Origin of the sequence: Enterobacter sp. PTB (assembly GCF_051130085.1) — a bacterium.
GTDB classification, from domain to species: Bacteria; Pseudomonadota; Gammaproteobacteria; order Enterobacterales; family Enterobacteriaceae; genus Enterobacter; species Enterobacter ludwigii.
Genome location: NZ_JBDKEE010000038.1, coordinates 1 through 26,123, shown reverse-complemented (window position 1 = coordinate 26,123; position 26,123 = coordinate 1). Strand labels below are relative to the sequence as shown.

Genomic DNA, 26,123 nt, shown 5'->3' with positions numbered 1-26,123 from the left:
ACCTCGTGGCCCGTTACAGGGTTTTCAATCAGCTGGAAATGACGGCTATCGGCTGCACCCGCCAGTCAGAGGCAAACCGGAAGGGGCGCTGGGGCATTCTGACCAATAACAATGGCCGGGTGGTGTCGCTTTCGGTTGGCCTCGACGGCAACATTCCGCAGCCCGGATACATTATTGCCGTTGCAGACAGAAATTTATCCGGGAAAGATTTGGGCGGCAGGATAAGCAGCGTAAAGGGTCGTGCGCTGACGCTCGATCGCATTCCGGATGCCGGCATCGGTGACAGGATGATGGTGAACCTGCCGTCAGGTGCCAGTCAGTACAGGACGATACAGTCCGTGAACGGCAATATTGTTACCGTCAGCACGGCATACAGCGAAACGCCTGAAGCGGAATGTGTCTGGATTATTGAGTCCGATGCGCTGTATGCCCAGCAGTTCCGCGTGACGTCCGTCGCGGATAATGGTGATGGCACGTTTGATATTACTGCCGCTGCGCATGACCCGGACAAATATGCCCGCATCGATACCGGTGCCATCATCGACCAGCGTCCGATAAGCGTCATCCCGTCAGGCAGCCAGGCTGCGCCGCAGAATATCATCATCGACAGCTATTCAGTGGTGAATCAGGGTATCAGCCAGGAAACCATGCAGGTCAACTGGGACAAGGCAAAGGATGCCATTTCCTATGAGGCGCAGTGGCGTCGCAATGACGGCAACTGGGTGAACGTCCCGCGTGGCTCGACGACCTCCTTCGAGGTGCCGGGAATTTATTCCGGTCGCTATCTGGCCCGCGTGCGGGCGATTAACGCAGGCGAAGTCTCCAGCGACTGGGGATATTCTGAAGAGAAGACGCTGACGGGCAAGGTGGGGAATCCGCCAGTGCCGGTGGGCCTTACCGCGACAGGTATCAACTGGGGTATACGGATAGACTGGGGGTTCCCGGAAAATACCAGCGACACGCTGAAAACCGAGCTTCAGTACACCGCAAACAGCGACCAGTCCGATCCGCTGCTGCTGTCTGACGTCCCCTATCCGCAGTCTGAATACACCCAGCAGGGGCTGAAGGCGGGACAGGTATTCTGGTACCGGGCGCAGCTGGTCGACAAGACGGGGAATGAATCAGGCTGGACCGACTGGGTTAAGGGGATGGCCAACGCCGATTCGGATGATTACTTTAACGACATCACCAATAACTTCCTGACCGATGACGACGGCAAGCAGCTGACCAGCGATATTGATACCAACATTGATGGGATCCTGCAGAACGCGCTGGCCAATAACGCGACGGTTGAGCATCAGTGGGCGCAGTATGGCCAGACCCGGGCAGATATCCTGACCGTCGGGACAACCACCGCTGACAACACGAAAGCGCTGGCTGACCTGACCACTCAGGTTGAAGCCCAGATGGATGATATGACCGCCGCCATTCAGGAGAAGCTGACGGCAGTTGTGGACGGTGACGGTGCCACTGCCATCTACACCCTGAAGGCCGGCGTGATTGTCGATGGTGTGATGTACAACGCCGGGATGTCGCTGGCGGTTCTTGCCGAAACGGGGCAGGCGGTTGTCACCCGCGTCGGATTCAATGCCGACCAGTTCGTTCTGCTCAGCGGCAGCGGTGATACGCAGTTCTGTCCCTTTGCCGTGATTAACGGACAGGTATTTATCACTGAGGCATTCATTCACGACGGGACCATCACGAATGCCAAAATAGGCAGTGAGATTTATTCGCTGAACTATGTAAAAGGCGTCAGCGGCTGGTATATCGGGAAAAACGGTGATGCTGAATTCAGTAACGCGATATTCAGGGGGGACGTTTATGCCAGGAACGGTTCTTTTACCGGGGAAATTAACGCGACGAGCGGGAAATTTAAAGGGACCGTCGAAGCCGAGCATTTTGTGGGTGACATTGCCAATATGGGGGTTGCGCCTGACTTTGATATGTTCAACCTTGATGAGAAATCGTGGGGTATTCTGACAAAAAAATACACCTTTACCGATTCCGGAGACAGTGCCTTACCCAAAAATGTTGTTTTTGAGCTGACGGTAGATTCAGCCGGAACGGGCGGGGCGGTGACTATCAATATTGCAGGAAATTCGAGGAAATTTAATTACAGCGGTAGCGGATATCACACCATCCGGCACGCGGTTGCAGGTATTAAAACCAGAGATATCACCATCACCGTTGAGTCCCGGCCGGCGAATCAGAAAGACAAGGCGCTTGCGCCGACAATTATGGTCAGTCGCGGGACTGGCTCATTCACATACGGTTAAATTTTAAACTATCTGATTATCATTAATGATTAATGAGGGGCTATTATGTCTGCAGGTTTTATCAGCCTTAAAAACAATTCAACGGCAGTGACGGGAAGCGGAACAGATTTTAAAACTGACCTTGCAGAAGGTGATTTTATTATTGCCACTGTTGGTGGTGTGACCTATACGCTGCCCGTCAAAACGATTACGGATGCCACTAACCTCATCATGGCGCGTGAATACAACGGGCCGGCCCAGGGGAATATTGCCTGGACTGCCATGCCGCGCGATACGTTAAACAGTATCAGCGCACAGATAGCCGCTGATACGGCGTATGCTATCCGTTCCCGCATTCTTGAAATCAATAACTGGTATCAGTTGCTGGAGACGAACGGTGATGTGACCATTAAGATGGCAGACGGATCCACCTACACGGGGCCGTCATGGCTGAAAATTTGTGACCTGGCAAACGCCTCAGACCTGTCAAAAATCCAGCCGCTTGCCGACCAGATCCACAGGGATGCGACACAGGTTGCCGGCGATAAAACAGCGGCAGATAACAGCGCGAAAGCGGCATCAGCCAGTGCGTCAGGAGCTGCATCTTCTGCGACAGCTGCGAAAGGCAGCGCTGATACAGCGGGCGGAAGTGCCACGGCAGCCGCGAAAAGTGCCAGTGATGCAGCAGGCTCTGCGACGGCAGCAAAAAACAGCGCTGATACGGCAGGTGGCAGCGCCACAGCAGCAGCGAAAAGTGCCGGCAATGCGGCAGGCTCTGCGACGGCGGCAAAAGGCAGTGCCGATACGGCAGGCAGCAACGCCACAGCGGCCGCGAAAAGTGCCGGTGATGCAGCCGGCTCTGCCACGGCAGCAAAAAACAGCGCTGATACAGCAGGTGGCAGCGCCACAGCAGCCGCGAAAAGTGCCGGTGATGCAGCAGGCTCTGCCACAGCAGCAAAACACAGTGCTGATACGGCAGGCAGCAGCGCCACGGCAGCAGCCGGCAGTGCATCATCGGCAGGCACCAGTGAAACACACGCCGCATCCAGCGCAACATCTGCCAGTCAGTCAGCCGACAGGGCAGAGGCTGCCGCCAGAAACGCGTCTGCCGGCACCGTCAAAACCGTTAACGGAAAAGCGCCGGATGACGAGGGTGGGGTAACGCTTGGCAGTGCGGCGGATGCTGATATCGTCACCTCCATGACCGATACAACAGCAGGGCGGGTGCCTGTTGTCGGGTATGGTGGATGGGGCATTGCAAACGGCACCACGATATTCCTGAAAAGTATCTTCGATATCGCGTGCAGCGGTGCGTATAACGCCCTGGGTAAAGGTAATGAAACTCCAACCGCAGGTGTGCCGGACGATTCAGGCAACACCCGCTATGCGGTGCTGGCGACAAACATTTATGCCAGTCTGTACTGGGTCGCACTGATTAGCAATAAAGAGTATTACGTTGGTAATGTTGATGTTTCTAAAAAAACAGCGGTATGGGAACGCTTTTATTGTTCGGGATACAAACCCACCGCCGCTGATACTGGGGCATTACCTCTTACTGGAGGAAAACTAACCGGCAACCTGGAAATAAACGATAACGCACCGATTATTCAGTTTTCGGAAGCTGATACCGGGAAAAAATACTTCATCGTTGTTGACGGCAGCGGCCTTCGTATTGACGAAGATTCAACTGCGGGTAATTCGATACTTTCATATGCCGGCGCCAGCAAGCAGATGAAAACGGTGGGTCAGTTTGTTCCGGGGGATTACGGTAATTTTGATTCCCGCTACCTGAAGCTGACCGGCGGAAATGTCACAGGCACCATCAACCAGGATGGTGTACCCCAGGCCACTTACAACGAAACCGCATTAACCACTGGCACCGCAGGCGCTAAAAACTACCTCAGGAAATTTCGTGGCGGAAGTGCCGATACCGTCTGGCACGAGACCGTACAGGGTGGAGCTTACCGACTGGCAACCGGCAATACCGATGTTCAGGAAGAGTTCAGTCTTTCCACGTCTGGCATTGCCAGTTTCCGTGGCCAGGTTATTCCCGGCAACTATACCAACTTTGATAACCGATACGGTGGGAAAAATTCTGCCAGCAAAGCAGATAATGGGTGGTTTAAAGATGCATCCACTGGTCTGATTTTCCAGTGGGGCAAGGTTGCCAGTTCTTCACCAACGAACGTGAACGTTACATTTCCAATCGCTTTTCCATCGAAATGCGTATCTGTTCAAAATACCATCATTCGCCCAAATAACAATGGTGGCGCGAATAACTGGACTTATGTAACCAGCCTTAGCGCTACCGGTGCATCTATCGGTACTGATAGTTATGGTGCTTATTGGTTTGCAATAGGATATTAAAATGACGATGACATATTTCTATAGTGCGAGCACTAACGCATTTTATCCTCTTGAGTTAAAAAAGGATTATGAAGAAGCAGGAACCTGGCCTGAGGACACCGTTGATATCAGTGAAGCGGAATACCAGGCCCTGCTTAGCGGCCAGAGCGAGGGCCTGGAAATCACCCCGGACGCTAACGGAAGGCCGACACTAAGCGAACCAGTTGTTGACCCCGTGGTTGTGGCTGAGGGGACGAAGCGGCAACTGCTGGCGGAGGTCAGAGAGAAAATTGCCATTCTCCAGGATGCGGCTGATCTCGGTATGGCAACAGATGAAGAAAATGCCCAGCTAATTGCATGGAAAAATTACCGGGTACTGTTGAATCGCGTCAATACGTCAACAGCACCCGATATACAATGGACTGATGTTCCAGAATTTTAACTCTCACACTGATTTATAGCTTATTTTCTTAAGCATTAAATTGATCATCCGTTTTAATTGATAACCTTTCTGTTTTTTTTGCAATTTATTCATATAGCTTTCGCGGATGTCTTTAAGTTTCTTTCTCCCCAACTCAAGAGAGGATTTAGTTTTGTCTGCATCATTGCTATCGATCAAACCTTCATCAAGGCACCATATTTTTATTGAGCAGAAATCTCGGAAAAACATCCATCTGTCAGCTTCAAATTTAATCGGTAAATTGAAGTTTAGTAATCTACTCGCAGACTGTTTGTTTATAACATAGGCGCAAGCTTGGCTAGCTCTTGCCATTTTATAAAATAAAAGGGTGTCCGTCACTGGTCTTTTGAATTTAGGATGGTAACTCTCTGGGTTGTTCAAGAGAAATATTTCTGGTGTTGATTTCTTGATGGTTTTTGTTATGCAGTCGAGTACATCTAAAACCTTTCCATTTAAAACTACGTCATCTTCAAGTATCAATGCATGTGGTATGTTTTCAGAGACCATCTTTGAGTAGATATGGAGATGGCTTAAAGCGCACCCAATTTCGCCAGGTGTTAGGTTACAGGTTGGGTAATCATGAGTAACTGTAGAAAGAACCTCTCCGCTTAATTCTTTACCCGCCACGGCATTTATAACTTCATAATTGATACCGTATTGCTGACATTGTGCAGTGATACGGTGTCTTTTATTTGGCTCATTTTGCATGTTAATTATGTAACACTTCATTTTAAATCCTTATATTTCTGCGCCCATATCACGCATTTTATCAAGCACTTTTACTAGCTCTTCTTTACTTAATGCTAATTGTGCTGCCATATAAAAGAGCATATGCATTCCCATAACCCTTGGGGACTCACCACCGGTATATTTTCTCCAATGATTACTTCCAGCAAGACCAGCAAGATCAGCCATCTGGTTACCAGTTAACCCAAGAACTTCTTTGAGTTGAGCAAGGTCCTCTGGTGCTGGCGGGGTATAACTTTCAATGAGTGGCATGATGCACCTGTTAAAAAAGCCCCGAAGGGCTTATTTATTAAATTAGTTTGAGCAATACCGTTGTGATGGTGGCCACTGCACCGATTAGACCTGATGCCACGACAATCGGATACCAGGCTGACTCCCTATTAAGCTTTGATGTTTCAGCAATCAGCTTTGCAATTTCAGCGTTAACTTTTGCTAACTCTGCCTGGGTCATTTCATTAGCGCTCATTATTCTTCCTTTCGGGATGCGCGGGTCTCGAACAATTCGTAACCCTATAATGCAATGGTAGCCCCTTTAGGGCTTATTGTCAAATGATAGTTTGGACAATGAGGTATGATGCCGCAGCCACGTCGTATGCAAGAACGGGCTGCGGCCAGATGGAGTGCGAGTATTGAATGGTTGCCAGCCGGCGCAGAGTTTACATGGTGATTAACGAACAAACCAGTCGTCCGCATTCTCCCAGGTATCCTGTAGGGTTTCCTGTACAAATGCTTTCGCGTCGTCTTTATCGGTGACCCGAAAAACAGACAATCCGTCATTGCTGGCCGATTTAACAATGACCTCCACATCGTCGTAGCGCTTACTGACGCGCCGAGTCATTTCCTGCTTTAATGCCTCGGTTGATCCCTTCGGCATTTTGCTGATTTTCTCTTTCGCAATGCTGATTTCGATACGCATAACCGCCTTCCTTTTTACTGGTTAAATAAACAGTATTTATTTAACTGGTTATTTATACAGAGTCAAGGAATTGGATTGTGATGTGTGTACATTTTAACGTACATGGTGAATTGAATTTGTTATTTAAATATCAATTAAAACAAATGATTATTGTGTTTAATCGTTATATCCATTTATTAACTGTTTTTTATTATTGGTGTCATAAAAGTAAAGGGATTCTAAATTACTCCACTCCTTAAATAGGAAGTGAGTTCTTTTATCTGCGATAATAGATACACGATAGTTGTTTTTAACCAGTGTATCAATTGCACCACCAATGACTACAGCGTCGCCAATTCCTTTCCCTATGAATGGTATTACTAAGTGATTTTCCTCTATCTCATTCCTTGAGCGAAAAATCCGGCCCTGTACAGTTATCATGCTTAATAGCTTAAGCTTTAACTTAAGTTTTAACCTTTTAAAAATGTAATTTTTTTGTTCTGTTAGCCTTTCTTAACCAATGAATCACAGAAATCTTCCTTTAATTTTTTGGCATTAACTGAATTTATAATCATTGTTATCTATTTTACCTGGCTATTGTGTAGAGAGCAAATTAAGGGCATTTCAGCGCTCGACAAAATACAGCGGCACTGAGCGCACGGCCTGCGTTGCGCTGTCAAAGGTGTCAACGTGCCGCAGGCCGATATTCAGCCCCTCTTTCCGGAGAACGGAAACATCAGATGCCACCCGCTGCACGCCAAAGAAAAGCAGCGCATCGAGGGCGGTCACCTGCAGTCCGGACGTGAAGGCAAGGCGGAGCCGGTTACGGGGCTCTGTGGTCTGCCTGGCAATGCTGATATAGCGGTCGGTGGTCACATCGCCGCCGGTCAGACGCCGGATTTTACCGCTGCGCTGGTAGTGGAATGTATCAGGAACGCCGGCGAAGTCGGATGTCAGGCTGTAAACCGTGCCGCGCTTACCGTCATTGATGGTGACGAGCTTTTTGTGGACGTTGAGCTCCTTACAGAGCCGGTCCATCAGCTGCGGGGTGCGAATCAGTAACAGGCGAAACGGCAGCTCAAAGCTGGTGACGTAATCCACCGAGCATAACGCCAGACGTAACCGCTCTTCACTCCCCAGCCGCTGCTGCTGACATTCGGCCAGCACCTTCTGCCACTGGCTGGCGATGCGGGGCGTTTCGCTTTTCTCAGTGATGGCGTGCTTCTCGATGATGTAGTCGATACGTGTCGGTTCTGATGTCATGGCTGATTCCTGAGTGGTAAGCGCCCGGTGATGCCGGGCGTAAGCCTCAGGGTCAGCGCTGACCCGAGACCGGCAACATACAACAGACTGATTTTTGCCGTTTTTGTCATCTGTGGCAAGAGGCCGGAAAAATCCGGGATTCCGGCGAAGGCCCCCGGGCCGGAGAAAAATATCCGGCCACAGGAACCCGTCTGACCACCCGGTGGTCAGAACCTCCATAACCCCAACCGGGACAACAGAAGGGACACAACATGAAAAAAAACACCTCATACCGCGAGGTCGCCACGATGGCGGCCAGACTGGAAACAGAGGGCTGCTATGCCCATGCCGCCGCTCTGTGGGAGACCGCTCAGGGCCTGGCGAAAAATGCCACCAACGAAGCCTGGTGTCAGACCCGGCACGAGCTGTGCGAACGGAGAAAGGCCAGCGTGTTCAGCCTTCAGTGAGCACCTGAAAGCTGGCAGTTATCGCAGCAACCCGGTCACTACCCCGAACGGAGTTATTGTTGATTGATCACTATGGTGTAATCACGTTTGGTTAAGTATCTGTTTGACGTGGTGTTGTGTAGGAGTAGAATTCGGATCGTTTTGCGATCCTTTCTGGATCTTCATCAATGGGTTGTGTAATTTGGATCCAGTTAGCAAGTGATCTGATGCATAACGTCTGGTCATGTGCTAGAGTTCACCCATTGACTACAAAACGTAGCAAAAAATGCAGTATGGGATTTAGGGCGCTTTCGCAGGGTATCGCGGGAGTCTAGAAGAACAAAGGCCCGCTAACGAATTAGCGGGCCTCTGCGGTTCAAATCATTGTCAGCAAAAAATAAGCCACACAACAAATCGAGCCTCGACAACTCCGATTATAGTGTGGGCCATGCTGACAATGCAAGCGAATCGCAGGCATTAGGTCAGAAAAATGGAAAACCACGCACCCAAACCACGGGCGGGTATCATCAACCCCGATCCGAGATACAAACGGCCGGACACATACAAGCAGAAAATGCCCGCATTTCTTGCGCGCTTGCTTGCCAGTATGGGCGAAACCGATCTTACCGCTCACCCCGCGTTCTATATGCCGTCAACCGGCCGTAAACGTACTATCCGTAAGCATGGCCGTAACAGCATAAATGCGACGCTACGAACGCTGATAGCAAACGCGGACGTTATCACAGCCTCAACAACGATCAGTTGTACCAGTATGGCGGCTCAATGTGGGCTCCAGGGTAAGTCCGCTGCGGGTAACACGTACATTACGCGATTTACCAGGGCGCTTAAGGTTCTGGATGCGGCTGGCGCTACTGAAAGCCGGATAGAGCGTGATCCATCCTCTGGCCAGTTCTTATCCGCTGTAGTTGTGATTACCGCTCTTGGCATGGCCATTTGCGGGACAACGGAAAGCGCTTGGCGCGCGGCCGCGCGTATGCGTGCCAACTTCAACGGAAAACCGCTGGCGTATGGTGATGAGGAAGAGGCGGATCTAAAACAGCGCCTGGCGGAACGTGTAGCCGCATGGCGTAAAATGCAAAGAGAACGCCGCGCTGAAAAGGCTAAGCGTAAGCGGGAGCTGACATTAGCCCGCCGCGCAGCTCGCGAGGAAGAAGAGCGCCAGCTGCACACTATGATTCAATCCCTACACAAGTCTCTGCCATTGGCCACGCTTATCGAGTTAGGTCTTGACGGCCTCAAAAAACGCGCCCAATCCCTTCTACGGCGCGTAACACCACCTCCCCTACCTGAATAGATCTCCTCCCCGCTAACCGCATTGGCTTGCGGTGGATTCGCTCGCCTGAAGTAAATAACTGTTCGTTTATTGACCAATCACCCACGTTATCGCCCTCGATCCAGCCTGAAAACTCCTCACCCATTATTGTTATCAACATTATACGCAAATGGTTTTGTTATTTTATTTGCGAATGGCTCTCAATTTTATCTGCTCTGTTTCTTTGTTTTTTTTCTTTTATTTATTATCTGTAAAAGATCTACTTATTATCGCATCCTGCGAATGTAGATAAATGACCGCCCTTGCAGCGGCGCAAGCGCCGCGCCGGTTCGGAAGGTCAACAGCATAAGGTAGCACCCGGCATAGCCGGGCAACCCGCTACAGGACCCCCACGTCTCCGACCGGAAACCACAGCATTGCGATCCTGTCCGTGGAATAAAAAACCGTCTGGCAGGATCGAGGGGGGCGATTTGTGGCCAGAATGGAAAATTGCCGTCCTCCTCTCCAGCTGGTGGCCTTAAACTAAAAATGACCGCTCACTATTCGCCTGAAAGTAAAGATTGCTTAAAACGGCCGTTTGGGGTCTTAAATTGGGTCAAATCAGAAAGGCGTTTTTGATAACAAATTAGCAACATTAAAAACGGCCATTTTCAGGAGGGAAAACGTACCCTTTTGGCCGGTTAGTCTCGATATCGTAACGAGTGCTCCTGGCGTGGTTCCGATAACGTCTATTATGTTAAATAGGGCCGTTTTTTATGAAATATTAGCCCTTGCGCTAAGTTAGCCTTTGAGCTAATGTAATTACAGGAGGAACGCTTGTGTTCACTGTAATTTTTCATGATGAAGCTGAAACGGAACTGTTGGCACTGCCTGCTCCGGTCCGGGCAAAAATGACCCGGCTGTTAAAAAAGCTGGAAGCTGACCCCCGTTCGCTCCGGGAACCGGACACTAAGCCGCTGGGCGATGGTCTGTTTGAAATTAGGACGATGGGGACGGATATAGCGAGGGGCTTATGGGTCTACCAGACAGGGGAAAGAATTTTCCTGCTGCGCATTTTTATCAAAAAATCGCCCAAAACCCCTCCCGCAGAGACAGAGCTTGCATTCCGCAGACTGGAGGAAATGAAACATGAAATATAAAACGCTCGACCAGATTCATGCTGAAGCGATGCGCGATGCTGAGTACCGGGCCGCTTATGAAGCCGAAGAGGCTCTTGAGCAGCTTCAGGAAACGCTCCACGGCTGGCGAGTTGAGGCAGGGTTAACCTCTGCAGAGGTCGCGGAACGCATGGGGATAAAACCGCCGACGGTGTCCAGAATGGAAAAAAATGCGACCAAAATGAGCTACGAAACGCTGTGTCGCTATGCCCGCGCCTGTGGAGTGAACTTCAGGCTACAGCAAATTTAATGCTCAGGGCAAAGGTAGCCAGTTCGATCAGTCTGGCTACCTCACTGGCCTTCTCATAGCGTTTGTAGCTTCTCAGACTGACGCCGAGTTCTTCCGCCGCCCGTTCCTGATCCCAGCCCATTCCCCTGCGCCAGATGCGCAATTCAAAACCGCTCATAAAACCAGTCTCATAAAGTGCCATAATGTCACTTTATCATAAATAATATCCATGATGTACGTTTTCGTTTCCCTGGCCCTCGTTACCTATACACATAAAATACACATCACTATTGTCTACGCTTTCGTGATATGTATAATGTACACATCGACAGCCAGCGGGGACGGAAAATTGAGGAGTGCGGATCTAATCAAGATGCTGGAGGCTCAGGGATGGGAATTAAAACGGGTGAACGGCAGTCACCACCAGTTTAAGCATCCTGATTTTCCATACGTGGTAACAGTGCCACACCCCAAGTCAGAGTTGAGCGTAGGAACGCTTAACTCAATTTTGAAGAAAGCAGGACTTAAGAAATAACTGGAGGGCTGGCCACTGGCCAGCCTGGGGGAAACCCTGTCATTGGAGAAGAAACATGTTTTACCCAGCGTACATCCATAAAACTGAGGTTGGATCAGGTTATAGCGGATTCTTTCCGGGCGTGCCTGGCTGTATTTTTGCCGGTGACTCCTTTGAGGAAGCGCTGGCCGATGCTCATAGCGCGTTAAAGGCCCACTTTGAGTTTAGCGCTGATGAGGGTTACGACGTTCCCGAAGGTGAGCCGGTAGAAAACTATTTAGGCCATGAAGATTGCCAGGGGGGGATCTGGTCAGGTGTGTCTATCGACATGACTAAATTTGACAGCAAGGCCAGGCGAGTTCAGATCACGTTATCAGGCGGGTTACTGGCCCGGATTGATTCAGCGGTTAGCGCCGGTGTCTACAGCTCACGTAGTGGATTCCTGGCTGATGCCGCCCGTCATGAGTTAGCCCGAAATTCCTGAGCCCGTTCATGCCCGCCATGTTCGGGCTTTTTAGCTTATATTCGCCAAATCCCCCAAACGTTATGGATTAAGCGGAAAGTTGCAAGGTTAAAAGTTATGACGACACAGCTTACAATTTCTCACCCAGGGAAGATCATCGGCAGAGTATTGGCTGATATGGGGATTAATGGCCGCAGCTTTGCGATGAACATTGGTGTAACCCCTTCGACATTAAAGCGATTTTTGGTAGGGAATAATGCACTAACGCCGCCGCTGGCAATTCGCATTGCTGCAGCGTTGGGGGGTACGCCTGAATACTGGCTTGGACTGCAGAGCGCTTATGATGTTTACCTGTGGATGGACCAGATAGACACGTCAGCAATTAGAGTATACACCGAGCAGGACAAAATATTGCATGGCCCCCCCAGGCCGTCCGGTGTAACTGATATTAAAACCGTCACCTTATAGCCCGCTATTTAGCGGGTTTTTTTATCCTATATCGTCAATTCGTTTCCGGTATATGCCCTGGGCGATCTCACTGCCGGTAGCCGTGAGGCCGAACGCGAGTTTTAAGGACTGGCGATCGCGATATTTGTTGAGTAAGCCATGTTGCGCCAGCGTATGGCATGAGCGCCGAAAATTGGTATCGGCTACCAGGTTAAGCCGCCCACGGTTGAGCAGCTCCAGAATCGTCATAGCCGGTAGCGGGCCATCTATGTTCTTACGTTCCGTCAGGCCATACAGCACAAACAGAATATCTTTTTGCACACCAGAGAGGCGCGTTGAAGTCTGGTTATTCATGTGTCACATCATTAAGGTGATTTTCATGAATGCTATCATTAAAGATGTGTCACATCAATAACTATGGGAAAGTACACACGGCGCGGGAGAAGATATATATTTATATAAATATATCAAAAAAAGCTTGCATGATAGGAATAAAAGTCCTAATATCTACTTATCGGCCGGACATAGTGTCAAGGCCACATGAAGAGATAGAAACCATGACCTCAATCGAAATCGCAAACACCATTCTTTCCCAGCTGGGCGGCAACCGTTTTACTGTGATGACCGGCGCTAAAAATTACATGGCCCTGAAATCTGGTTTGCAGCTGGATTTACCGAAAAAAGCGCATTATGTGAAAAACGGAATTTCCCGCCTCTGGATCGAGCTGACCCCGGCAGATACTTACACTATCAAGGCATGGAAAATCCGTGGGATGGATGCTCAGCTGGTGGACACCGTGGAGAATGTATATTGCGATGAGTTACAGTCCACCTTTACCGAACTGACAGGCCTGGACACTCATTTATAAAATCAGGCCCCTCCGGGGGCCTTTTTTGCAAAAGGACCCGATATGACCACTCCTGATATTATGGCCGCTCAGGCGCGCGCCATCGAGCAAGGGTTAAACCCTGCAACTCTGGCTCCGTTCTCTAAGGGGTGGGTACGCCCTTCCCCTGATGATGTGCGTTTAGTTCTACAGCTGGCCGGTTTTACTGAGTCTCAGGCTGGCCAGTATGTAGGCGTGGACCCGCGAAATATACGTAAATGGAAAGTGGGCGCACCGGCTCCGACTTATGGCGGCTGGTGTCTGCTGGTTTATGCTGCGGGGCTGGGGATGATCCCCGACAACACTGCTTTCGATATGGTTAAGATATAAATATATCTTTATATATACATACAAAAAAACCACCTCAAAGGGTGGTTTTTCTGTGCTGTTCGGATTCGCGGTCCTGGCAGCTATGCAAGCACAAGCAGCACATTCATTTTACCCAAAAGGTAATACATGTCTATAGCTGGCTTTAAAAACTGAATGAGATTTGACCGACACTACGTGACTTGTAACTACAAAACGAAGGTGGTGCCGTCAGATTTACCGAAATTTATGACACGTTTGTATTGTGGCAATTCCTTTAATCCATCGCTTTATCCAGGTTACTATGTGCCTGGACCTTTCCGCCGCCTCGCAAACGGGCACCGACTTAAGGTAAGGATAATCCATTGCCGTACATGCAGGCACAAGCAGTGTGCTTGCTCTCGCGTCTTATTCGTCGGTGGGTATGCCGTGAAACGGTCTGTAAAGACCATTCAATGAAAAAATACATATGTGTTTTGCTCGTTGTCTCCGGGGCTTTGTTATCGCCACAGGGCGAGGGTTGGAAGGTTTCTAACAACTCTCTGAACGTGACGATCAACGTCTCCGGCAAGTAGCGAGGGAGGCCCCTTCGGGGGCCTTTTCTTTTTATGATATAAATATATATTTATATAAATATATCAAAAAGGGCTTGCCGATTAGGACTAAAAGTCCTATTATATATTCATCGGCCGGACATAACGTCAGGGCCACATGAGGAGATAAATCAATGAGCTATGTAACCATCCGTCGTAACGCATTCAAAAAAATTGCTTCTGTTCTTTCTCAGGCTAAAGGCATTATTCATTGTTCTTCTGTAATGCGTATCGATGACGCTTATGACTCATCAAGCCGCCGCTCTGACGCTGAGACCGCGTTAACCTGGCTGAAAGAGAATCAGGAAGGGGCATCCGTATACATGGATGAAAACCGTATGGTAATCAGCGGCCCTTACTACTTTTGCGACTCCTTTACTGTTTATCTCGATGAGGCCGATTTTGCTACGGCTCTCAGTGAAATGAATTAATAATAAAACGGGCCGCAAAGAGCGGCCCTTGTTGCTTCTGTGACGCGTCACAGCATGTTTATTTTGCCGATTTTCGCTCTCTATCCAGTCTGGCCAGTCCCTCACTCATCATCCCCATAAGCGTCTCTGTACTTACTACCCTGGAGACCAGACCTCTCATAGCCTCATCACTCCCCGGCGACAGGTAGAGGGCCCCAGCTGGCAGAACCTTAATCACCGGCCGCAAGAATGAATCAAAAGACAACTCCGCGCGCGTATGGCGCAGAAGGTCAGCTAAAAGACCACTGGCGGCCAGCTCGTAGTTGGCCGGATTCCACTGGGTTACGTCGATCCCTTTCGCCTCAGCGTAATCATTGCAGCGTGTTAAAAGGTCATCAATGTATTCGAGAGCCTGGGTCCGATAGGTGCTATCCGTTAACAACATAACGTTGTCTACCGATTCCCGGTCATCAGCTGGTGGACGATCACCGGCCAGTGGAATCCGCAGAACGAGCGCCAGCGCCTCACTGTACTGGTTAGCTTCAATCTCTTTGTAGGAGCGTCCAAAGTGGCTTTTCAGGGCAGACCAAAGGGTAATAGCGGCGCGTGGCTGGTGTTCTGGTGGCACGCTCTTAGAGCGCGTCAGGACCAGCTGTTTTAGTGCTTCCTGTTGCTCTGGGGTTATCTGGCCATCGAGGCGGGGGGAAGTTTGCTGGGCCAGCTGGGCAGCCATGCGGTTAAAGGCGTTGATATAGGCGATCTTGATATCCATTGCGCGTTTACCGGTGAACCCCATAACGAGCAACATAAAGCCGTCTTTGGTCATGCGGTAAACTTTGGAATCCCGCGTAACCGCGCCAGCTTTGATTTTTTGTACGTGAGCGTAAAAATGCGCTGACGAGAAATTTTCGGCAATATCGAGAGATTCTATCTTTCTAAGAACGTCTTTATGTTCTTTGTGAAAGGCTTCTGCAACGAGTAAGGATGAGGTGATTAACTGGCCGTCTAAAGACGTGACGAAGTGATCTGGATTAGTGGTTAAGCTGGTGTTCATGGTGATAATCCCGTATTGAATTGGTTTTATCGCCACCCATGACGCCAATCAATTGGGGTGGCGAAGCGTACAGGGTTGGCGTAACCGGTCAATACGAGAACCCGGCGAGCCTTGCGGCTCCCCCACACGCCCCGCCATAAATCGCGAATGTGGCCGTGCTTAACGCATAAAAAAACCGCTTAACGCGGTATGCGTCGTATTGATATCCGGGACGCCAATCCCGATCGCTGATTTTGCAGCGATGGCGGAACGATAGCGCCCGGATATCAGTCGCGCAAGATTTTTTTGCGCGTAAGTCGATCATGGAGTTATTTTAAGCCTCACATTTTACATGGAGTTTCTATGAGTCTTTTTCACATAATCATGATCGCGGTAGTCGTTTTGTTCGCCTTTTTTGCTTACAAAATGATTAAAGCTATGCCGAAAAGCATGGCGTTTGGAGCCATCTTAATGGCCGTTGGCGTTATCTGGTGCGCTGTTGCTTTGCTCTCTTCAACGTCTGTAAACAATGAAACGGTTAACTTTGGGCTGTTGTTCTCACAGCTAGGCCATATCATTATTGGCTGTTTCATTACGCTGATCGGCTCTATTTTTACCGCCGCCGCGTTCTACAAAAGCAAACAGCCATAACGAGCCGGGGTAAGACCCCGGCAAGTGTTTAAGCGCTGGCGCGCATCAGGCTTTTAATAACGGCGTTACGGACCCACTCTGGGCGGGTAGATAGCAGGGCCATCAATCGCCCGGCAGGTAGGCGGTTGAGGTCTTTTAGACGTGTGCGGAATAACCTGGTATATTGCTGTTCAGACATAACAAACTCCCCTTTGTTGTGTCGAGGTGGCTACCGCTCCAACGGTGGCCACCTCACATAGCTGTTAGTGATTTGCTTTATAAAAGCTGAACATCTTTTCAAACAGCTCTTTCATTGGAATATCGTTAGATGACGCGTAAGTTTTAAACTCGCGGTGCAGCTCAGGATCGAGCCTTAACAGCAGCTGTTTACCGCCGTCCGCCTCTCTCCCTGCTTTAGCCGTTGTCTCAATACCGGCCGCTGTGTCTTCCAGCTTTGGCGGCTCGCCTTTATCCGTCACTTTACGCGCTGGTCTCTTTGATGGTCCGGCCATGTTCGTTTTACTCCTTATGCGGTTAATTCTTCTACGCGGTCAATAATGCCCTGAATAACGTTCTCCGCTCGTTGGCGCGGCGCGGCATACTGACATTCAACAATGCTCCGCCCGGTGTCCTGGGCTTTACTGAGGGCCGGTTTACGCGGGATAAAACCATCAATAACGGTGTAAGGGGTTTTTTCCAGATAGGCCCGCGCGCCCTCGTAATCTGATTCGTTCTCTGATACGCCGCTAAAGACGATCGCCAGTTTTTGAGCAGGTACGCCAGCGCGAACCAGGCTATTTGCAGTATTTACAGTTGATTCCAGGTCATCAAGGCTAAACGAGGTCGGAATAACTGTGAGGTCACATTGGTTGGCTATGTCTATGGTTGACTTTGACGCGAACGCGGCACAGTCAGCAATAACGAGATCGTATTGTTCGCTATCCTGGTGTTTTTTAAGTTGCGTCACTGTACCCAGTGACTGTACGTCAAATACTGGTTCCAGATTTGCACTTATACGGCGTCGCATCCAGTTTGCAAAGGTTGCCTGGCCGATATCCAGATCGCCAACCATTACTTTCCAGTCAGCTTTTGCATATGACACCGCCACGGCACGCGCCAGCGTTGATTTTGTTACTCCACCCTTACCGGATGCAAAGGCGATTGAAATGGTCATTTGTCGAGACTCCTTTTCTGTGTTTTTAGATATAAAGATATATTTATATCTAACTAGAGGGAGTGTACATCAGGCAGGAGAGGGAGGCAAGATAACTTGATATAAATATATCTTTATATATTTATATCAAGTCATAAAGCGGGCCTAGACCCGCAAATCTTACATGGTAGTAAGGTTGCAACGTATTGTTCTGATGGATAAGATGCAGGCTCTTATCATGGTGAGGATTGATTCTGGCAACTCTCCATCAGTTTCCTTTTTTTCTTCAGAATCTAGTTTTTCAGTTAGTGAAGAAACCATAAGAAATGCCCCAATAGTGCGGGCTGCAAGTTTTATTATTTCCGGGTCTGGTTCTGAAATATCCCGAATGCTACGAACAATGGTTACTTGTTCTTTGGCAATACAAACTGCAGATTCCAGCAGTTCCGTTTCTTGTTCATCTATATATGCCTCGAACATACATTCAAGCGCCTGAGCATTGGAGAGCGCTGAGTTGGTAAGAATGGTATACGCGGGGTACTGTTCTTGTTTCATATAGCATGTTCTCAATATGTAGTTTTTGACCCGCTGTGTGGTTTCAAAAGGCAACAGAAAGCACGGTACGCGTGCTTTCTATTAACGCCACATAACGATCGTGACAACTCGACCAACAATTTCTACCTTTTCCGATTCCGTTATCCGGATTGGTGGAAAATGAGTGTCATTTGTAGCGTATATAAGACATTCATTTTTACCGATTTCTTTTCGGCCCCATAAGCACATTATGCGACCGGAAGTATCTTTTATTGCATAAATATCAGTTTTTTCGATGGAGGTGATGGAGGTATCTATCAGGACATCAGCGCCCTTTTTGATCTCCGGGGATAATAAATCGTCCTCAACTTTCATCATTACCAGATTGCTAACTTTCAGGCGCTTTGCTTCGATTACTGCAGTATTGAAAGCCACGGAGGTAATCGCGTCTGCTGAGCCTATTCTTGGTAGAGGAGAGAACGCAAGGGAGCCGCTTTCACCTTCCATATCACTTAGTGTAGCCAGCCATGCCGGCGATACCTTCAGAGCAGCACTAAGTGTTTTCATACTTTTTAAAGGGGCGAGTCTTATCCCTGCTTCATAATTCTGTAGTGTGCTTCTTGGGATACCTGTCCGTTCCTCAAGGTCCTGGACTGACATTTTCGCTTCACGCCGCTTTTGTCTGATCCGGTGTCCTACCTGGATGGCCATTGTGGTTTTTTCGTTGTTCATATCTATGGAATCCAGCCTCAAATTGTAGTCAGCATAACACATTTTGTAGTCACTTTTCCCAATTGACTACAAAAAGGCGTTTTTTATCTTGATTAATCCCGATTCGTGGTTAATTATCGCTCCCAATTGGAAGTTTCTAAGGGTGTGACGTGTGACGCTACAGGATTGGGTAACTCAGCATGGCGGGCAGCGGGCCTGTGCGGCCAAATTTAAATTTTCGGTCTCCTCTCTGGGGGCCTGGTGCCGTTCTGCACGCTACCCAACGCCCGCAAGCCTGCAACGTTTAATCCAGTGCTCAAATAATCAGATTGATTTTCAGGATTTGTTACAGGCGTTTGTAGCGAAAAAAAATGAGGCAACACAGGCTGGGGAGCCTGTTGTAAGACGATTAACAGGCTCAGTTTTTGTCAGTGATGTTTCCAGACTTAAGCGTCTTTTTATTGAGCTCGAGTTACCACCTGAACGCTGCAATCTTTTTGGCGAAAAGATTACCGCCCGCTGGACTCATAACCTGGTTCGACGGACGCCCCGTCTTTCTTGAAGAGCATGAGCTCCCCGCCGTTGCGGTGTATCTCTCCGATGCCGGGTATACCGGCGATACCCTGGATGACGATGCCTGGCAGGCGATTCTGCATATTGAAGTGTTTCTGAAAGCAATCAGCCCCGATTCCGCTCTGGATATCTGGATGGAAGAAAAGATTTATCCGGCGATGGTGGATGTTCCGGGGCTGGAATTGCTTATCGAGACCATTACCCCGAATGGCTATGACTATCGACGCGATGAGGATATGGCTACGTGGGGATCGGTGGATCTGACCTATACCATCACTTATTCAATGTAAGGATTTTATTATGACAATGCCAAATCCGCTTGCACCGGTAAAAGGGGCAGGCACCACGCTCTGGCTGTACACCGGAAACGGCGACCCGTACAGCAATCCTCTCAGCGATGCTGACTGGACACGCCTGGCAAAAATTAAGGATCTGACGCCAGGGGAAATGACAGCAGAGTCCTACGATGACACCTATCTTGACGATGATGATGCCGACTGGAGTTCCACGGGGCAGGGTGAGAAATCAGCCGGCGATACCAGCTTCACGCTGGCGTGGAAACCCGGAGAGTCCGGGCAGCAGGGGCTGGTTACCTGGTTCGATCAGGGCGATGTTCGCGGCTACAAAATCAAGTACCCGAACGGTACTGTTGACGTCTTCCGGGGCTGGGTGAGCAGTCTTGGCAAAGCGGTAACGGCGAAAGAGGTGATCACCCGCACCGTCAAGGTCACCAACTCCGGCAAACCGTCTCTTGCCGAAGACGACCGCTCCGGTTTTGTGGCGGTGTCCGGATTAACGGTGTCGCCTGCCGCGCCTTCGGTTGTCGCCGGCAAGACGGCAAAAGTGACCTTTACCCTTGCTCCTGCGGGTGCAACCGATAAATCCCTGCGGATTGTTTCATCCGATCAGTCTGTGGTCACCATCAGCGTTCTGGATAGTGTGGCGACCATCACAGGCGTGGCTGCCGGTACTGCTGAAATTATCGGTATGACACCGGACGGTAATTTTGTGGCGATTGCAACGGTCACTGTTACTGCCGCTCCTGCTCCCTGATTTTCCCTTCCTTTATTCCTCTCTGGCTCCTGATGGAGCCATTTTTACAGGTAAATACCATGTTTCTGAAAAAAGACAGCCTCCCGCTGGGAAGCGAATCCGTCGTGCTGCATGAGTTATCCGCGCTGCAGCGTGTTGAATATTTTGAGTATCTCGCCAGCCTGGAAGCGACGCTGTCGGAAAACACCACGGATGCATTAAGCACCGCGAAAATCATGAAAACCAATGTGCAGGTTAATGCCTGGCTGGTATCGCGATCGCTCTGGCACAGTACCCCCAAACGCAATGAAGACGAAATCCAGATGGAAGTGATGCGAACCTGGTCATCGGAAGCGCTTAACGCTGCAGTCGATATGGTGCAGCGCCTCAGCAACATGAAGCCTGAAGAGCCTGCATCTGATGGTGACGTGAAGCCCACAGATGATGCGGATGAAGGCGCTGCTCCTCTGGAAAAATAGCCGCCCGTGAGCGTGACTTTGTTCATCGACTGGCGCAGGAGTTCCGGCGTCCTGACTGGCGGCGCATGTTAAGTGAAATGAGCGCCTCGGAATACTCGGGGTGGGTGAAGTACTTTGCATCGACGCCATTCAGTAACGAGCTGCTCGATGCCGAGTTTGCCACGACAAAAGGGCTTCTTGTGGCGATGCTCACGGGCAAGGCTGACATATCCGATGAAGAATTCAGTCTTCTTTCCGGGGAGGAAGATGTCGGCAGGATGGATGACGACCTGATGCTGGCAGGAGAAGGGCTTTTTGGAGGGGTGAGGTATGGCCCAGCAGATTAGTGATTTAGTCATCAACCTTGATGTGGACAGTGCCACGTTTACCGAGCAGGTTGCCAGAATCAGAGGGCAGCTCAGGGGGATGGCTGACGAGTCTGACAAAGTTCAGGCAAGAATGGCCAGCGCCACGAAAAAGCAGACTGACGCGCTGAAGCAGATGGGGGATGAAGGTTCCCGCGCTGCAACCGATATTCAGGAAAAACAGGCCGCTGCTGCTGATGCAATGCAGAAAGACTGGAAAAAAACTGCCGAATCGGTCGATGAAGCGCATCAGCGCATCGCGGCTCTCCGGCAGCAGATTCAGGAGAACAACGACAGCGTTGCGGCAGCGAAAAAAGAGCAGGACGATTACACCGAGTCTTTATACCGCGAAATTGATGGTATTAAGGCGCTGACGGGTGAGATGAAGTCCCTGACGTCATTTCAGTCCAGGCTCAGGCAGGCCAGATCTGACGCAAAAATTTCGCAGGAAGACTATCTGGCCCTGGTCAGCCGTGCAACAGAGCGTCAGATAGAGCTTCGCACGGAAGAAGAGAAGACCGCTGCTGCCCGCGTGAGCTTCATTCAGAAGCTGAAATCACAGGTTGCCGTGCAGAGCCTGTCGACGACTGAATTATTGCGCCACAAGGCGGCGCAGCTTGGCGTCAGTGACGCGGCTGATATTTATATCCGTAAGCTCGACGAGGCCAAAAAAGCGACAAACGATCTCGCGAAACACAGTGCAGCGGCACGGCGGGAAATCGGGATCATGATTGGCGAGCTGGCGCGCGGCAACATTGGTGCGCTGCGGGGTTCCGGTATCACTCTGGCCAACCGTGCCGGATGGATTGACCAGCTGATGACCCTGCGAGGTCTGGGGATTGCCGGGGTTATTGGTGGTATCACGGCGGCCATTTACGGCCTCGGAAAGGCCTGGTATGAAGGCAGTCAGGAAGGGGAAGAGTTCAATAAGCAGCTGATTCTGACCGGGGATTATGCGGGCAGGACAAGCGGGCAGCTGCAGGCGCTGGCACGGTCGATAAGCGGCAATGGTATTACTCAGCATGCGGCAGCCGGCGTTCTGGCGAAAGTGGTCGGCAGCGGTCACTTTGCTGCCTCACAGATTGAAGGTGTCACACGCGCCGCCGTCGCCATGCAGGAAGCGACAGGGAAAGCGGTTGACGAAACCATCAAAGAATTCCAGAAGCTCTACGACGATCCCACCAAAGCCTCGGAAGATCTGAACTCACAGCTGCATTACCTCACCGCTGCGCAGTTTGAATACATTTCTGCGCTGGAACAACGCGGCGATAAAGAGAAAGCCGGGCAGGAAGCTGCTGACGCTTACAGTCATGCAGAGCAGCAGCGAAGCCAGCAGGTTATTGATAACCTCGGCCTTATCGAGCGTGCTGCGCTGGCGACCCGTAACGCATTCAAGAGCATGTGGGATGAGTTGCTTAATATTGGTCGGGCTGACGGCGATGCCACACGTCTCCAGACGATGAAAAATACCCTGGCAGAAATTCAGGATAATGCCAAAGAAGGGATTTGGGGACGATTTAAAAATAATGCGATGGGTGTTGATAAAGACCAGCTTGAGGAAAAAATAAAAAACCTCGAGTTCGCAATGAAATCTCAGGATGGATATAACCAGAAAAAAACAGAGGCTAATAAATTAAATAATGACGCTATTGACGGGCAAATATTATTTAATAAATACACTGACGCTGGCACAACAAATATTGAAAAACAGGCGCAGGCAGAAAAAGAGTTAAATAAAGCGATAGAGGCCAATGCCCGAGCGGCAAAGGAGACGAAGAATCTTCCTGATGGTCATAGAGTTGAACTCTGGACCGCAGAGCAGATAGCCAAAGCCCGCGCCGGGATCCAGAAGCTTTATAAATTACCGAAGGAAGCCAGGGCTAAAAAACCAAAATCCTACGTCACGCCTGCAGGCGATCGCGCCGAAGACCAGGAGCAGAAAGAGCTACTGGCACTCCAGGCGCAGCTTGATGTTCTTAAGCAGCAAAAAGGCATCAATGACACCATCAGCCAGCAGAGAAAGGATCTCTGGATGAAGGAGGCGCAGTTTACCGTGCTGGAAGAGGCGTCGGGTAAGCGGCAGCTGACAACGCAGGAAAAATCCCTGCTTGCCAGCAAAGACCAGGTCCTTGCGCTGGCTGAACAGAAGGCGATATTAGGCGATCAGATAGTTGCCCAGAAACAGCTTGCTGCATTTCAGAAAACGTCTACTGATTATGTTACCCAGCAACAGCAGGCTACAGAGCTTTACCTGAAGAACGCGACGGTATCTGACCGGCAGGGGCAGCTTAATGCGCAGATGGCTCAGCTCAAGATTGGTTATGAAAAGAACCCCGCATCAAAACTGACCGGGAAAGAGCACGATGACGCACTGAAGGCTTACCAGGATGAGGTGACAGCTGCGCAAAAAAGCTTTGATGAGCGAAGCGCTTTGCGGGATGAGTACCAGAAAGGGGCAGAAAAAAGCTGGGCAGACTTTGCTGATTCAGCAACGGATCTGTATCAACAAACCCGCGACCTGGAAACTGCAGCATTGAATGGCTTCAGTACCCAGCTGTCCCAGATGCTGACCAGGGGCAAGGCCAGCTTCAAAAGCTTCACTGTCTCGATTATCAGTATGTTTACCGAGATGATGGTGAAGATAAGCATGGTCAAAGGGGCAAAAATGGCCGCCGGTGCCTTTGGCTGGGATGCCCTGATACCTCATGCTGACGGCGGTGTTTACACCTCACCGAGCCTCAGTGCCTACAGCGGTACCGTCGTTGATCGCCCGACCTTTTTTGCCTTTGCAAAAGGCGGTGGTGTGATGGGGGAGGCTGGCCCGGAGGCTATCCTTCCTCTGCGCCGTGGCGCTAACGGCAAGCTTGGCGTGGTGGCGAGCGGTGTCGGTGGTTCCGGTAATGGTGGTGTGACGGTCAATATGGGCGGTGTTTTTGTCGGGAGCAATCCATCGCAGCAGGGTTCCGGCCAGTCAGGAGGTGGCAGCACAATGTCATCTGCAGGCTCTGAAGCGATTATGCGTCAGCTGAAACCGGCTATCGTCAGCGTGATATCTGACCAGGCGCAAAAGCCAGGAACACCGCTCTGGAATGCAATAAACGGGAAACGTTAACTGTTTCCCCTGTTATCTGTCATCGCCCGCCCCGCGCGGGCTTTTTTACGGGTTAATTATATGGCTGTTGACATATTTACGTGGCCAACTCAGGTCGCCGGTCAGCCTGAAACTGAATATACACGGACGGTAAAAAAAGTTCAGTTTGGCGATGGTTATATGCAGGTCTCTGAGGACGGTATTAATTCAGAGCAAATAAAATTTTCTTATTCCTATCGCGGCCCCCTCGAAACCGCGCTCGCCATCCGGGATTTCTGCCGCAGCCATTGTGTGAACGCTTTTATATTTACGCCGCCACACGGCGAAAAAGGACTTTACCGCGTTACGGCAGATCCCATCAAGCTTGTGCCCAACGGAAAGACACAGGCAACGATTACCGCAACATTTGAGCAGAGTTTTTCTGCCGAAGGACTGTAATGTCATTAAACAGTGATTATCAGAAACTGGAGCCGGGTAAGGTTGTCCAGCTTATTGAAATCGACGGTACCGCGTTTAGTATGGATGAGGTGCTGTATTTCCATCCTTACAACATACCCCATACACAGGAAGAGATTGAGGCTGCAGGCGGTGATGCATCAAAGCTCACACCAAAATCAATCTGGTGGCAGGGGACTGAATACCGCACGTGGCCGTGCCAGATTGACGGGCTGGCAATGACAACCTCCGGTGGCAGCCCACAGCCCACGCTCTCTGTCGCGAACGTCAATGGCGTCGTGACCGCGCTCTGCCTGGCTTACGATGACATGCTGCAGGCGAAGGTGACCATTCATAACACCTTTTCTCATTACCTCGATGCGAAAAACTTCCCGGAGGGGAACCCGTCAGCCAACCCGCAGGAAGAGATACTGCAGGTCTGGTATATCGACAGCAAAACCAGCGAGACAAAGACCCAGGTTGACTTCACGCTGTCGAGTCCGTTTGACCTTCAGGGGTTGATGATCCCGACACGCCAGCTGCATTCGCTCTGCACCTGGTGCATCCGGGGTAAATACCGCAGCGGTGATGGCTGTGATTATGCCGGCACGCAGTACTTCGACCGGAACAACAATCCCGTTGACGATCCGTCTCTCGATGTCTGCAGCGGCACGCTGACCGCCTGCAGACTGAGGTTTGGTGAGAATAACGAACTTCCCTTCGGCGGTTTTCCAGGAACATCGTTAATCAGGAGCTGATATGCGTGATGAGACAATAGCGGCGATCATGTCCCATGCGGCAGCGGAATATCCGCGCGAGTGCTGTGGCGTGGTGGCACAAAAAAGCCGCACTGAACGTTACTTTCCGTGCCGGAACCTTGCTGCACAGCCCACGGAGCAGTTTCATCTGGCTCCGGAAGATTATGCTGCAGCGGAGGACTGGGGAACCATTACCGGCATCGTGCACAGTCATCCCGATGCCACGCCGCAGCCGAGCCATCTTGATAAAGCCCAGTGCGATGCAACAGAGCTTCCCTGGCATATCGTCAGCTGGCCTGAGGGGGATTTGCTGACCATTCAGCCCCGCGGCGATCTGCCTCTTATTGGTCGTCCTTTTGTACTTGGCCACACCGACTGCTGGGGCCTGATCATGTCGTATTTTCGCCAGGAGCACGGTATAGAACTGACAGATTACCGCGTTGACCGGCACTGGTGGGAGGACGGACAGGAAGGCAATTTTTACCAGGACTGCTGGTACGAGTGCGGCTTCCGTGAATTTGACGGTGAACCCCGACCCGGCGATATGGTGATTATGCAGGTGCAGTCCGGTAAGTGGAACCACGCCGGGATCATGCTGGAAGGAAACATGCTGCTGCATCACCTGTACGGGCATCTCAGCCAGCGGGTGCCTTATGGCG

The 26,123-nt window shown here is 50.4% G+C and carries 35 protein-coding genes; 22 read left to right on the top strand and 13 right to left on the bottom strand.

Annotated elements, in window-relative coordinates:
• From AAIR21_RS25460 to AAIR21_RS25450, 3 genes are all read left to right on the top strand, one after another.
• Positions 1 to 2,276, top strand: a 2,276-nt coding sequence (locus AAIR21_RS25460; RefSeq protein ID WP_434682529.1) for a host specificity protein J, incomplete at its 5' end; no start/stop codon positions are given.
• A 45-nt stretch (positions 2,277 to 2,321) separates the two neighbouring features.
• Complete coding sequence (locus AAIR21_RS25455; protein WP_434682528.1) at positions 2,322 to 4,622, top strand: gp53-like domain-containing protein; 2,301 nt, start codon at positions 2,322 to 2,324, stop codon at positions 4,620 to 4,622.
• A gap of 1 nt (position 4,623) precedes the next feature.
• The gene (locus AAIR21_RS25450; protein WP_049866893.1) at positions 4,624 to 5,043 is read left to right on the top strand and encodes a tail fiber assembly protein; all 420 of its coding nucleotides are present in this window, start codon (positions 4,624 to 4,626) and stop codon (positions 5,041 to 5,043) included.
• A 3-nt stretch (positions 5,044 to 5,046) separates the two neighbouring features.
• On the opposite strand, the gene AAIR21_RS25445 is transcribed toward AAIR21_RS25450, so the two are convergent.
• From AAIR21_RS25445 to AAIR21_RS25420, 6 genes are all read right to left on the bottom strand, one after another.
• On the bottom strand, positions 5,047 to 5,790 hold the full coding sequence (locus tag AAIR21_RS25445; RefSeq protein WP_025205527.1) for a glycosyltransferase family 25 protein: 744 nt from the start codon (positions 5,788 to 5,790) through the stop codon (positions 5,047 to 5,049).
• Positions 5,791 to 5,799: 9 nt separating this feature from the next.
• Positions 5,800 to 6,060: a hypothetical protein gene (locus AAIR21_RS25440; RefSeq protein WP_025205526.1), complete on the bottom strand. Its 261-nt coding sequence runs from the start codon at positions 6,058 to 6,060 to the stop codon at positions 5,800 to 5,802.
• A 37-nt stretch (positions 6,061 to 6,097) separates the two neighbouring features.
• The gene (locus tag AAIR21_RS25435; protein ID WP_158407512.1) at positions 6,098 to 6,274 is read right to left on the bottom strand and encodes a hypothetical protein; all 177 of its coding nucleotides are present in this window, start codon (positions 6,272 to 6,274) and stop codon (positions 6,098 to 6,100) included.
• A 201-nt stretch (positions 6,275 to 6,475) separates the two neighbouring features.
• On the bottom strand, positions 6,476 to 6,724 hold the full coding sequence (locus AAIR21_RS25430; RefSeq protein ID WP_434682526.1) for a DinI-like family protein: 249 nt from the start codon (positions 6,722 to 6,724) through the stop codon (positions 6,476 to 6,478).
• Positions 6,725 to 6,880: 156 nt separating this feature from the next.
• Complete coding sequence (locus AAIR21_RS25425; protein WP_434682524.1) at positions 6,881 to 7,144, bottom strand: hypothetical protein; 264 nt, start codon at positions 7,142 to 7,144, stop codon at positions 6,881 to 6,883.
• A gap of 183 nt (positions 7,145 to 7,327) precedes the next feature.
• On the bottom strand, positions 7,328 to 7,966 hold the full coding sequence (locus tag AAIR21_RS25420; RefSeq protein WP_434682523.1) for a DNA-binding protein: 639 nt from the start codon (positions 7,964 to 7,966) through the stop codon (positions 7,328 to 7,330).
• 251 nt (positions 7,967 to 8,217) lie between these two features.
• Here AAIR21_RS25420 and AAIR21_RS25415 point away from each other — a divergent pair, with 251 nt between their 5' ends.
• The 4 genes from AAIR21_RS25415 (at position 8,218) to AAIR21_RS25400 (ending at position 11,092) form a co-directional block, all read left to right on the top strand.
• Positions 8,218 to 8,412: an ANR family transcriptional regulator gene (locus AAIR21_RS25415; RefSeq protein WP_434682522.1), complete on the top strand. Its 195-nt coding sequence runs from the start codon at positions 8,218 to 8,220 to the stop codon at positions 8,410 to 8,412.
• Positions 8,413 to 8,881: 469 nt separating this feature from the next.
• Positions 8,882 to 9,706, top strand: coding sequence for a plasmid replication initiator RepA (repA, locus tag AAIR21_RS25410; protein ID WP_337253241.1), 825 nt, complete (start codon positions 8,882 to 8,884; stop codon positions 9,704 to 9,706).
• Between the two features lie 797 nt (positions 9,707 to 10,503).
• A complete protein-coding gene (locus AAIR21_RS25405; RefSeq protein ID WP_434682521.1) occupies positions 10,504 to 10,824 on the top strand; it encodes a type II toxin-antitoxin system RelE/ParE family toxin in 321 nt (106 codons plus the stop codon).
• The gene (locus AAIR21_RS25400; protein WP_434682520.1) at positions 10,814 to 11,092 is read left to right on the top strand and encodes a helix-turn-helix domain-containing protein; all 279 of its coding nucleotides are present in this window, start codon (positions 10,814 to 10,816) and stop codon (positions 11,090 to 11,092) included. Before AAIR21_RS25405 ends, AAIR21_RS25400 begins: the two co-directional genes overlap by 11 nt.
• On the opposite strand, the gene AAIR21_RS25395 is transcribed toward AAIR21_RS25400, so the two are convergent.
• Positions 11,073 to 11,273 carry a helix-turn-helix domain-containing protein gene (locus AAIR21_RS25395; protein ID WP_434682519.1) on the bottom strand — a complete coding sequence of 67 codons (201 nt, stop codon included), beginning with the start codon at positions 11,271 to 11,273 and terminating at the stop codon, positions 11,073 to 11,075. The two genes, AAIR21_RS25400 and AAIR21_RS25395, sit on opposite strands and share 20 nt — an antisense overlap.
• 147 nt (positions 11,274 to 11,420) lie before the next feature.
• On the opposite strand from AAIR21_RS25395, the gene AAIR21_RS25390 reads away from it, so the two are divergent.
• From AAIR21_RS25390 to AAIR21_RS25380, 3 genes are all read left to right on the top strand, one after another.
• Complete coding sequence (locus AAIR21_RS25390; RefSeq protein WP_337253250.1) at positions 11,421 to 11,606, top strand: type II toxin-antitoxin system HicA family toxin; 186 nt, start codon at positions 11,421 to 11,423, stop codon at positions 11,604 to 11,606.
• Between the two features lie 55 nt (positions 11,607 to 11,661).
• Positions 11,662 to 12,069: a type II toxin-antitoxin system HicB family antitoxin gene (locus AAIR21_RS25385; protein ID WP_337253237.1), complete on the top strand. Its 408-nt coding sequence runs from the start codon at positions 11,662 to 11,664 to the stop codon at positions 12,067 to 12,069.
• A 96-nt stretch (positions 12,070 to 12,165) separates the two neighbouring features.
• A complete protein-coding gene (locus tag AAIR21_RS25380; RefSeq protein WP_337253236.1) occupies positions 12,166 to 12,516 on the top strand; it encodes a HigA family addiction module antitoxin in 351 nt (116 codons plus the stop codon).
• A 21-nt stretch (positions 12,517 to 12,537) separates the two neighbouring features.
• Here the strand turns inward: AAIR21_RS25380 and AAIR21_RS25375 are convergent, their stop codons facing one another.
• Positions 12,538 to 12,849: a chromosome segregation protein ParM gene (locus AAIR21_RS25375; RefSeq protein ID WP_337253235.1), complete on the bottom strand. Its 312-nt coding sequence runs from the start codon at positions 12,847 to 12,849 to the stop codon at positions 12,538 to 12,540.
• 203 nt (positions 12,850 to 13,052) lie between these two features.
• Here AAIR21_RS25375 and AAIR21_RS25370 point away from each other — a divergent pair, with 203 nt between their 5' ends.
• From AAIR21_RS25370 to AAIR21_RS25360, 3 genes are all read left to right on the top strand, one after another.
• Positions 13,053 to 13,364, top strand: a complete 312-nt coding sequence (locus tag AAIR21_RS25370; protein WP_337253234.1) for a hypothetical protein — start codon at positions 13,053 to 13,055, stop codon at positions 13,362 to 13,364.
• Between the two features lie 42 nt (positions 13,365 to 13,406).
• Complete coding sequence (locus AAIR21_RS25365; RefSeq protein ID WP_434682518.1) at positions 13,407 to 13,712, top strand: hypothetical protein; 306 nt, start codon at positions 13,407 to 13,409, stop codon at positions 13,710 to 13,712.
• A gap of 703 nt (positions 13,713 to 14,415) precedes the next feature.
• Positions 14,416 to 14,712 (top strand): hypothetical protein, encoded by a 297-nt coding sequence (locus AAIR21_RS25360; RefSeq protein WP_052684110.1) that lies wholly within the window; start codon positions 14,416 to 14,418, stop codon positions 14,710 to 14,712.
• Between the two features lie 58 nt (positions 14,713 to 14,770).
• On the opposite strand, the gene AAIR21_RS25355 is transcribed toward AAIR21_RS25360, so the two are convergent.
• On the bottom strand, positions 14,771 to 15,745 hold the full coding sequence (locus AAIR21_RS25355; protein ID WP_434682517.1) for a Rha family transcriptional regulator: 975 nt from the start codon (positions 15,743 to 15,745) through the stop codon (positions 14,771 to 14,773).
• Positions 15,746 to 16,087: 342 nt separating this feature from the next.
• On the opposite strand from AAIR21_RS25355, the gene AAIR21_RS25350 reads away from it, so the two are divergent.
• Complete coding sequence (locus AAIR21_RS25350) at positions 16,088 to 16,375, top strand: hypothetical protein (protein WP_434682516.1); 288 nt, start codon at positions 16,088 to 16,090, stop codon at positions 16,373 to 16,375.
• 242 nt (positions 16,376 to 16,617) lie between these two features.
• Here the strand turns inward: AAIR21_RS25350 and AAIR21_RS25345 are convergent, their stop codons facing one another.
• From AAIR21_RS25345 to AAIR21_RS25330, 4 genes are all read right to left on the bottom strand, one after another.
• On the bottom strand, positions 16,618 to 16,866 hold the full coding sequence (locus AAIR21_RS25345) for a hypothetical protein (protein WP_337253225.1): 249 nt from the start codon (positions 16,864 to 16,866) through the stop codon (positions 16,618 to 16,620).
• 14 nt (positions 16,867 to 16,880) lie between these two features.
• Positions 16,881 to 17,528 carry a ParA family protein gene (locus AAIR21_RS25340; protein ID WP_337253224.1) on the bottom strand — a complete coding sequence of 216 codons (648 nt, stop codon included), beginning with the start codon at positions 17,526 to 17,528 and terminating at the stop codon, positions 16,881 to 16,883.
• A 159-nt stretch (positions 17,529 to 17,687) separates the two neighbouring features.
• Positions 17,688 to 18,062, bottom strand: coding sequence for a hypothetical protein (locus AAIR21_RS25335; protein ID WP_337253223.1), 375 nt, complete (start codon positions 18,060 to 18,062; stop codon positions 17,688 to 17,690).
• A gap of 81 nt (positions 18,063 to 18,143) precedes the next feature.
• The gene (locus AAIR21_RS25330) at positions 18,144 to 18,773 is read right to left on the bottom strand and encodes an XRE family transcriptional regulator (RefSeq protein ID WP_337253222.1); all 630 of its coding nucleotides are present in this window, start codon (positions 18,771 to 18,773) and stop codon (positions 18,144 to 18,146) included.
• Between the two features lie 476 nt (positions 18,774 to 19,249).
• Here AAIR21_RS25330 and gpU point away from each other — a divergent pair, with 476 nt between their 5' ends.
• The 8 genes from gpU to AAIR21_RS25290 form a co-directional block, all read left to right on the top strand.
• Positions 19,250 to 19,615: a phage tail terminator protein gene (gpU, locus tag AAIR21_RS25325; RefSeq protein ID WP_434682515.1), complete on the top strand. Its 366-nt coding sequence runs from the start codon at positions 19,250 to 19,252 to the stop codon at positions 19,613 to 19,615.
• A gap of 10 nt (positions 19,616 to 19,625) precedes the next feature.
• Positions 19,626 to 20,378 (top strand): phage tail protein, encoded by a 753-nt coding sequence (locus tag AAIR21_RS25320; protein WP_434682514.1) that lies wholly within the window; start codon positions 19,626 to 19,628, stop codon positions 20,376 to 20,378.
• A 59-nt stretch (positions 20,379 to 20,437) separates the two neighbouring features.
• Complete coding sequence (gene gpG, locus AAIR21_RS25315) at positions 20,438 to 20,836, top strand: phage tail assembly chaperone G (protein ID WP_025204798.1); 399 nt, start codon at positions 20,438 to 20,440, stop codon at positions 20,834 to 20,836.
• Between the two features lie 65 nt (positions 20,837 to 20,901).
• Complete coding sequence (locus AAIR21_RS25310; protein ID WP_434682513.1) at positions 20,902 to 21,162, top strand: phage tail assembly protein T; 261 nt, start codon at positions 20,902 to 20,904, stop codon at positions 21,160 to 21,162.
• The gene (locus tag AAIR21_RS25305; protein ID WP_434682512.1) at positions 21,146 to 24,292 is read left to right on the top strand and encodes a phage tail tape measure protein; all 3,147 of its coding nucleotides are present in this window, start codon (positions 21,146 to 21,148) and stop codon (positions 24,290 to 24,292) included. The genes AAIR21_RS25310 and AAIR21_RS25305 overlap by 17 nt, the downstream gene beginning before the upstream one ends.
• Before the next feature lie 60 nt (positions 24,293 to 24,352).
• Positions 24,353 to 24,709 carry a phage tail protein gene (locus AAIR21_RS25300; RefSeq protein ID WP_434682511.1) on the top strand — a complete coding sequence of 119 codons (357 nt, stop codon included), beginning with the start codon at positions 24,353 to 24,355 and terminating at the stop codon, positions 24,707 to 24,709.
• Positions 24,709 to 25,464, top strand: coding sequence for a phage minor tail protein L (locus AAIR21_RS25295; RefSeq protein WP_434682510.1), 756 nt, complete (start codon positions 24,709 to 24,711; stop codon positions 25,462 to 25,464). Before AAIR21_RS25300 ends, AAIR21_RS25295 begins: the two co-directional genes overlap by 1 nt.
• Position 25,465: 1 nt before the next feature.
• A partial coding sequence (locus AAIR21_RS25290; protein ID WP_434682509.1) for a C40 family peptidase occupies positions 25,466 to 26,123 on the top strand: 658 nt, incomplete at its 3' end.

What these genes read in the sequence shown, in the direction of transcription:
- AAIR21_RS25370 (WP_337253234.1), top strand. Translation starts at nt 13,053, where the DNA reads ATGACCTCAATCGAAATCGCAAACACCATTCTTTCCCAGCTGGGCGGC.
- repA (WP_337253241.1), top strand. Translation starts at nt 8,882, where the DNA reads ATGGAAAACCACGCACCCAAACCACGGGCGGGTATCATCAACCCCGAT.
- AAIR21_RS25455 (WP_434682528.1), top strand. Translation starts at nt 2,322, where the DNA reads ATGTCTGCAGGTTTTATCAGCCTTAAAAACAATTCAACGGCAGTGACG.
- AAIR21_RS25425 (WP_434682524.1), bottom strand. Translation starts at nt 7,144, where the DNA reads ATGATAACTGTACAGGGCCGGATTTTTCGCTCAAGGAATGAGATAGAG.
- AAIR21_RS25305 (WP_434682512.1), top strand. Translation starts at nt 21,146, where the DNA reads ATGGCCCAGCAGATTAGTGATTTAGTCATCAACCTTGATGTGGACAGT.
- AAIR21_RS25385 (WP_337253237.1), top strand. Translation starts at nt 11,662, where the DNA reads ATGTTTTACCCAGCGTACATCCATAAAACTGAGGTTGGATCAGGTTAT.
- AAIR21_RS25435 (WP_158407512.1), bottom strand. Translation starts at nt 6,274, where the DNA reads ATGAGCGCTAATGAAATGACCCAGGCAGAGTTAGCAAAAGTTAACGCT.
- AAIR21_RS25395 (WP_434682519.1), bottom strand. Translation starts at nt 11,273, where the DNA reads ATGGCACTTTATGAGACTGGTTTTATGAGCGGTTTTGAATTGCGCATC.
- AAIR21_RS25400 (WP_434682520.1), top strand. Translation starts at nt 10,814, where the DNA reads ATGAAATATAAAACGCTCGACCAGATTCATGCTGAAGCGATGCGCGAT.
- AAIR21_RS25415 (WP_434682522.1), top strand. Translation starts at nt 8,218, where the DNA reads ATGAAAAAAAACACCTCATACCGCGAGGTCGCCACGATGGCGGCCAGA.
- AAIR21_RS25300 (WP_434682511.1), top strand. Translation starts at nt 24,353, where the DNA reads ATGGCTGTTGACATATTTACGTGGCCAACTCAGGTCGCCGGTCAGCCT.
- AAIR21_RS25365 (WP_434682518.1), top strand. Translation starts at nt 13,407, where the DNA reads ATGACCACTCCTGATATTATGGCCGCTCAGGCGCGCGCCATCGAGCAA.
- AAIR21_RS25335 (WP_337253223.1), bottom strand. Translation starts at nt 18,062, where the DNA reads ATGAAACAAGAACAGTACCCCGCGTATACCATTCTTACCAACTCAGCG.
- gpG (WP_025204798.1), top strand. Translation starts at nt 20,438, where the DNA reads ATGTTTCTGAAAAAAGACAGCCTCCCGCTGGGAAGCGAATCCGTCGTG.
- AAIR21_RS25340 (WP_337253224.1), bottom strand. Translation starts at nt 17,528, where the DNA reads ATGACCATTTCAATCGCCTTTGCATCCGGTAAGGGTGGAGTAACAAAA.
- AAIR21_RS25450 (WP_049866893.1), top strand. Translation starts at nt 4,624, where the DNA reads ATGACGATGACATATTTCTATAGTGCGAGCACTAACGCATTTTATCCT.
- AAIR21_RS25420 (WP_434682523.1), bottom strand. Translation starts at nt 7,966, where the DNA reads ATGACATCAGAACCGACACGTATCGACTACATCATCGAGAAGCACGCC.
- AAIR21_RS25355 (WP_434682517.1), bottom strand. Translation starts at nt 15,745, where the DNA reads ATGAACACCAGCTTAACCACTAATCCAGATCACTTCGTCACGTCTTTA.
- AAIR21_RS25445 (WP_025205527.1), bottom strand. Translation starts at nt 5,790, where the DNA reads ATGAAGTGTTACATAATTAACATGCAAAATGAGCCAAATAAAAGACAC.
- AAIR21_RS25380 (WP_337253236.1), top strand. Translation starts at nt 12,166, where the DNA reads ATGACGACACAGCTTACAATTTCTCACCCAGGGAAGATCATCGGCAGA.
- AAIR21_RS25350 (WP_434682516.1), top strand. Translation starts at nt 16,088, where the DNA reads ATGAGTCTTTTTCACATAATCATGATCGCGGTAGTCGTTTTGTTCGCC.
- AAIR21_RS25360 (WP_052684110.1), top strand. Translation starts at nt 14,416, where the DNA reads ATGAGCTATGTAACCATCCGTCGTAACGCATTCAAAAAAATTGCTTCT.
- AAIR21_RS25345 (WP_337253225.1), bottom strand. Translation starts at nt 16,866, where the DNA reads ATGGCCGGACCATCAAAGAGACCAGCGCGTAAAGTGACGGATAAAGGC.
- AAIR21_RS25430 (WP_434682526.1), bottom strand. Translation starts at nt 6,724, where the DNA reads ATGCGTATCGAAATCAGCATTGCGAAAGAGAAAATCAGCAAAATGCCG.
- AAIR21_RS25320 (WP_434682514.1), top strand. Translation starts at nt 19,626, where the DNA reads ATGACAATGCCAAATCCGCTTGCACCGGTAAAAGGGGCAGGCACCACG.
- AAIR21_RS25440 (WP_025205526.1), bottom strand. Translation starts at nt 6,060, where the DNA reads ATGCCACTCATTGAAAGTTATACCCCGCCAGCACCAGAGGACCTTGCT.
- AAIR21_RS25310 (WP_434682513.1), top strand. Translation starts at nt 20,902, where the DNA reads ATGTTAAGTGAAATGAGCGCCTCGGAATACTCGGGGTGGGTGAAGTAC.
- AAIR21_RS25295 (WP_434682510.1), top strand. Translation starts at nt 24,709, where the DNA reads ATGTCATTAAACAGTGATTATCAGAAACTGGAGCCGGGTAAGGTTGTC.
- AAIR21_RS25375 (WP_337253235.1), bottom strand. Translation starts at nt 12,849, where the DNA reads ATGAATAACCAGACTTCAACGCGCCTCTCTGGTGTGCAAAAAGATATT.
- AAIR21_RS25330 (WP_337253222.1), bottom strand. Translation starts at nt 18,773, where the DNA reads ATGAACAACGAAAAAACCACAATGGCCATCCAGGTAGGACACCGGATC.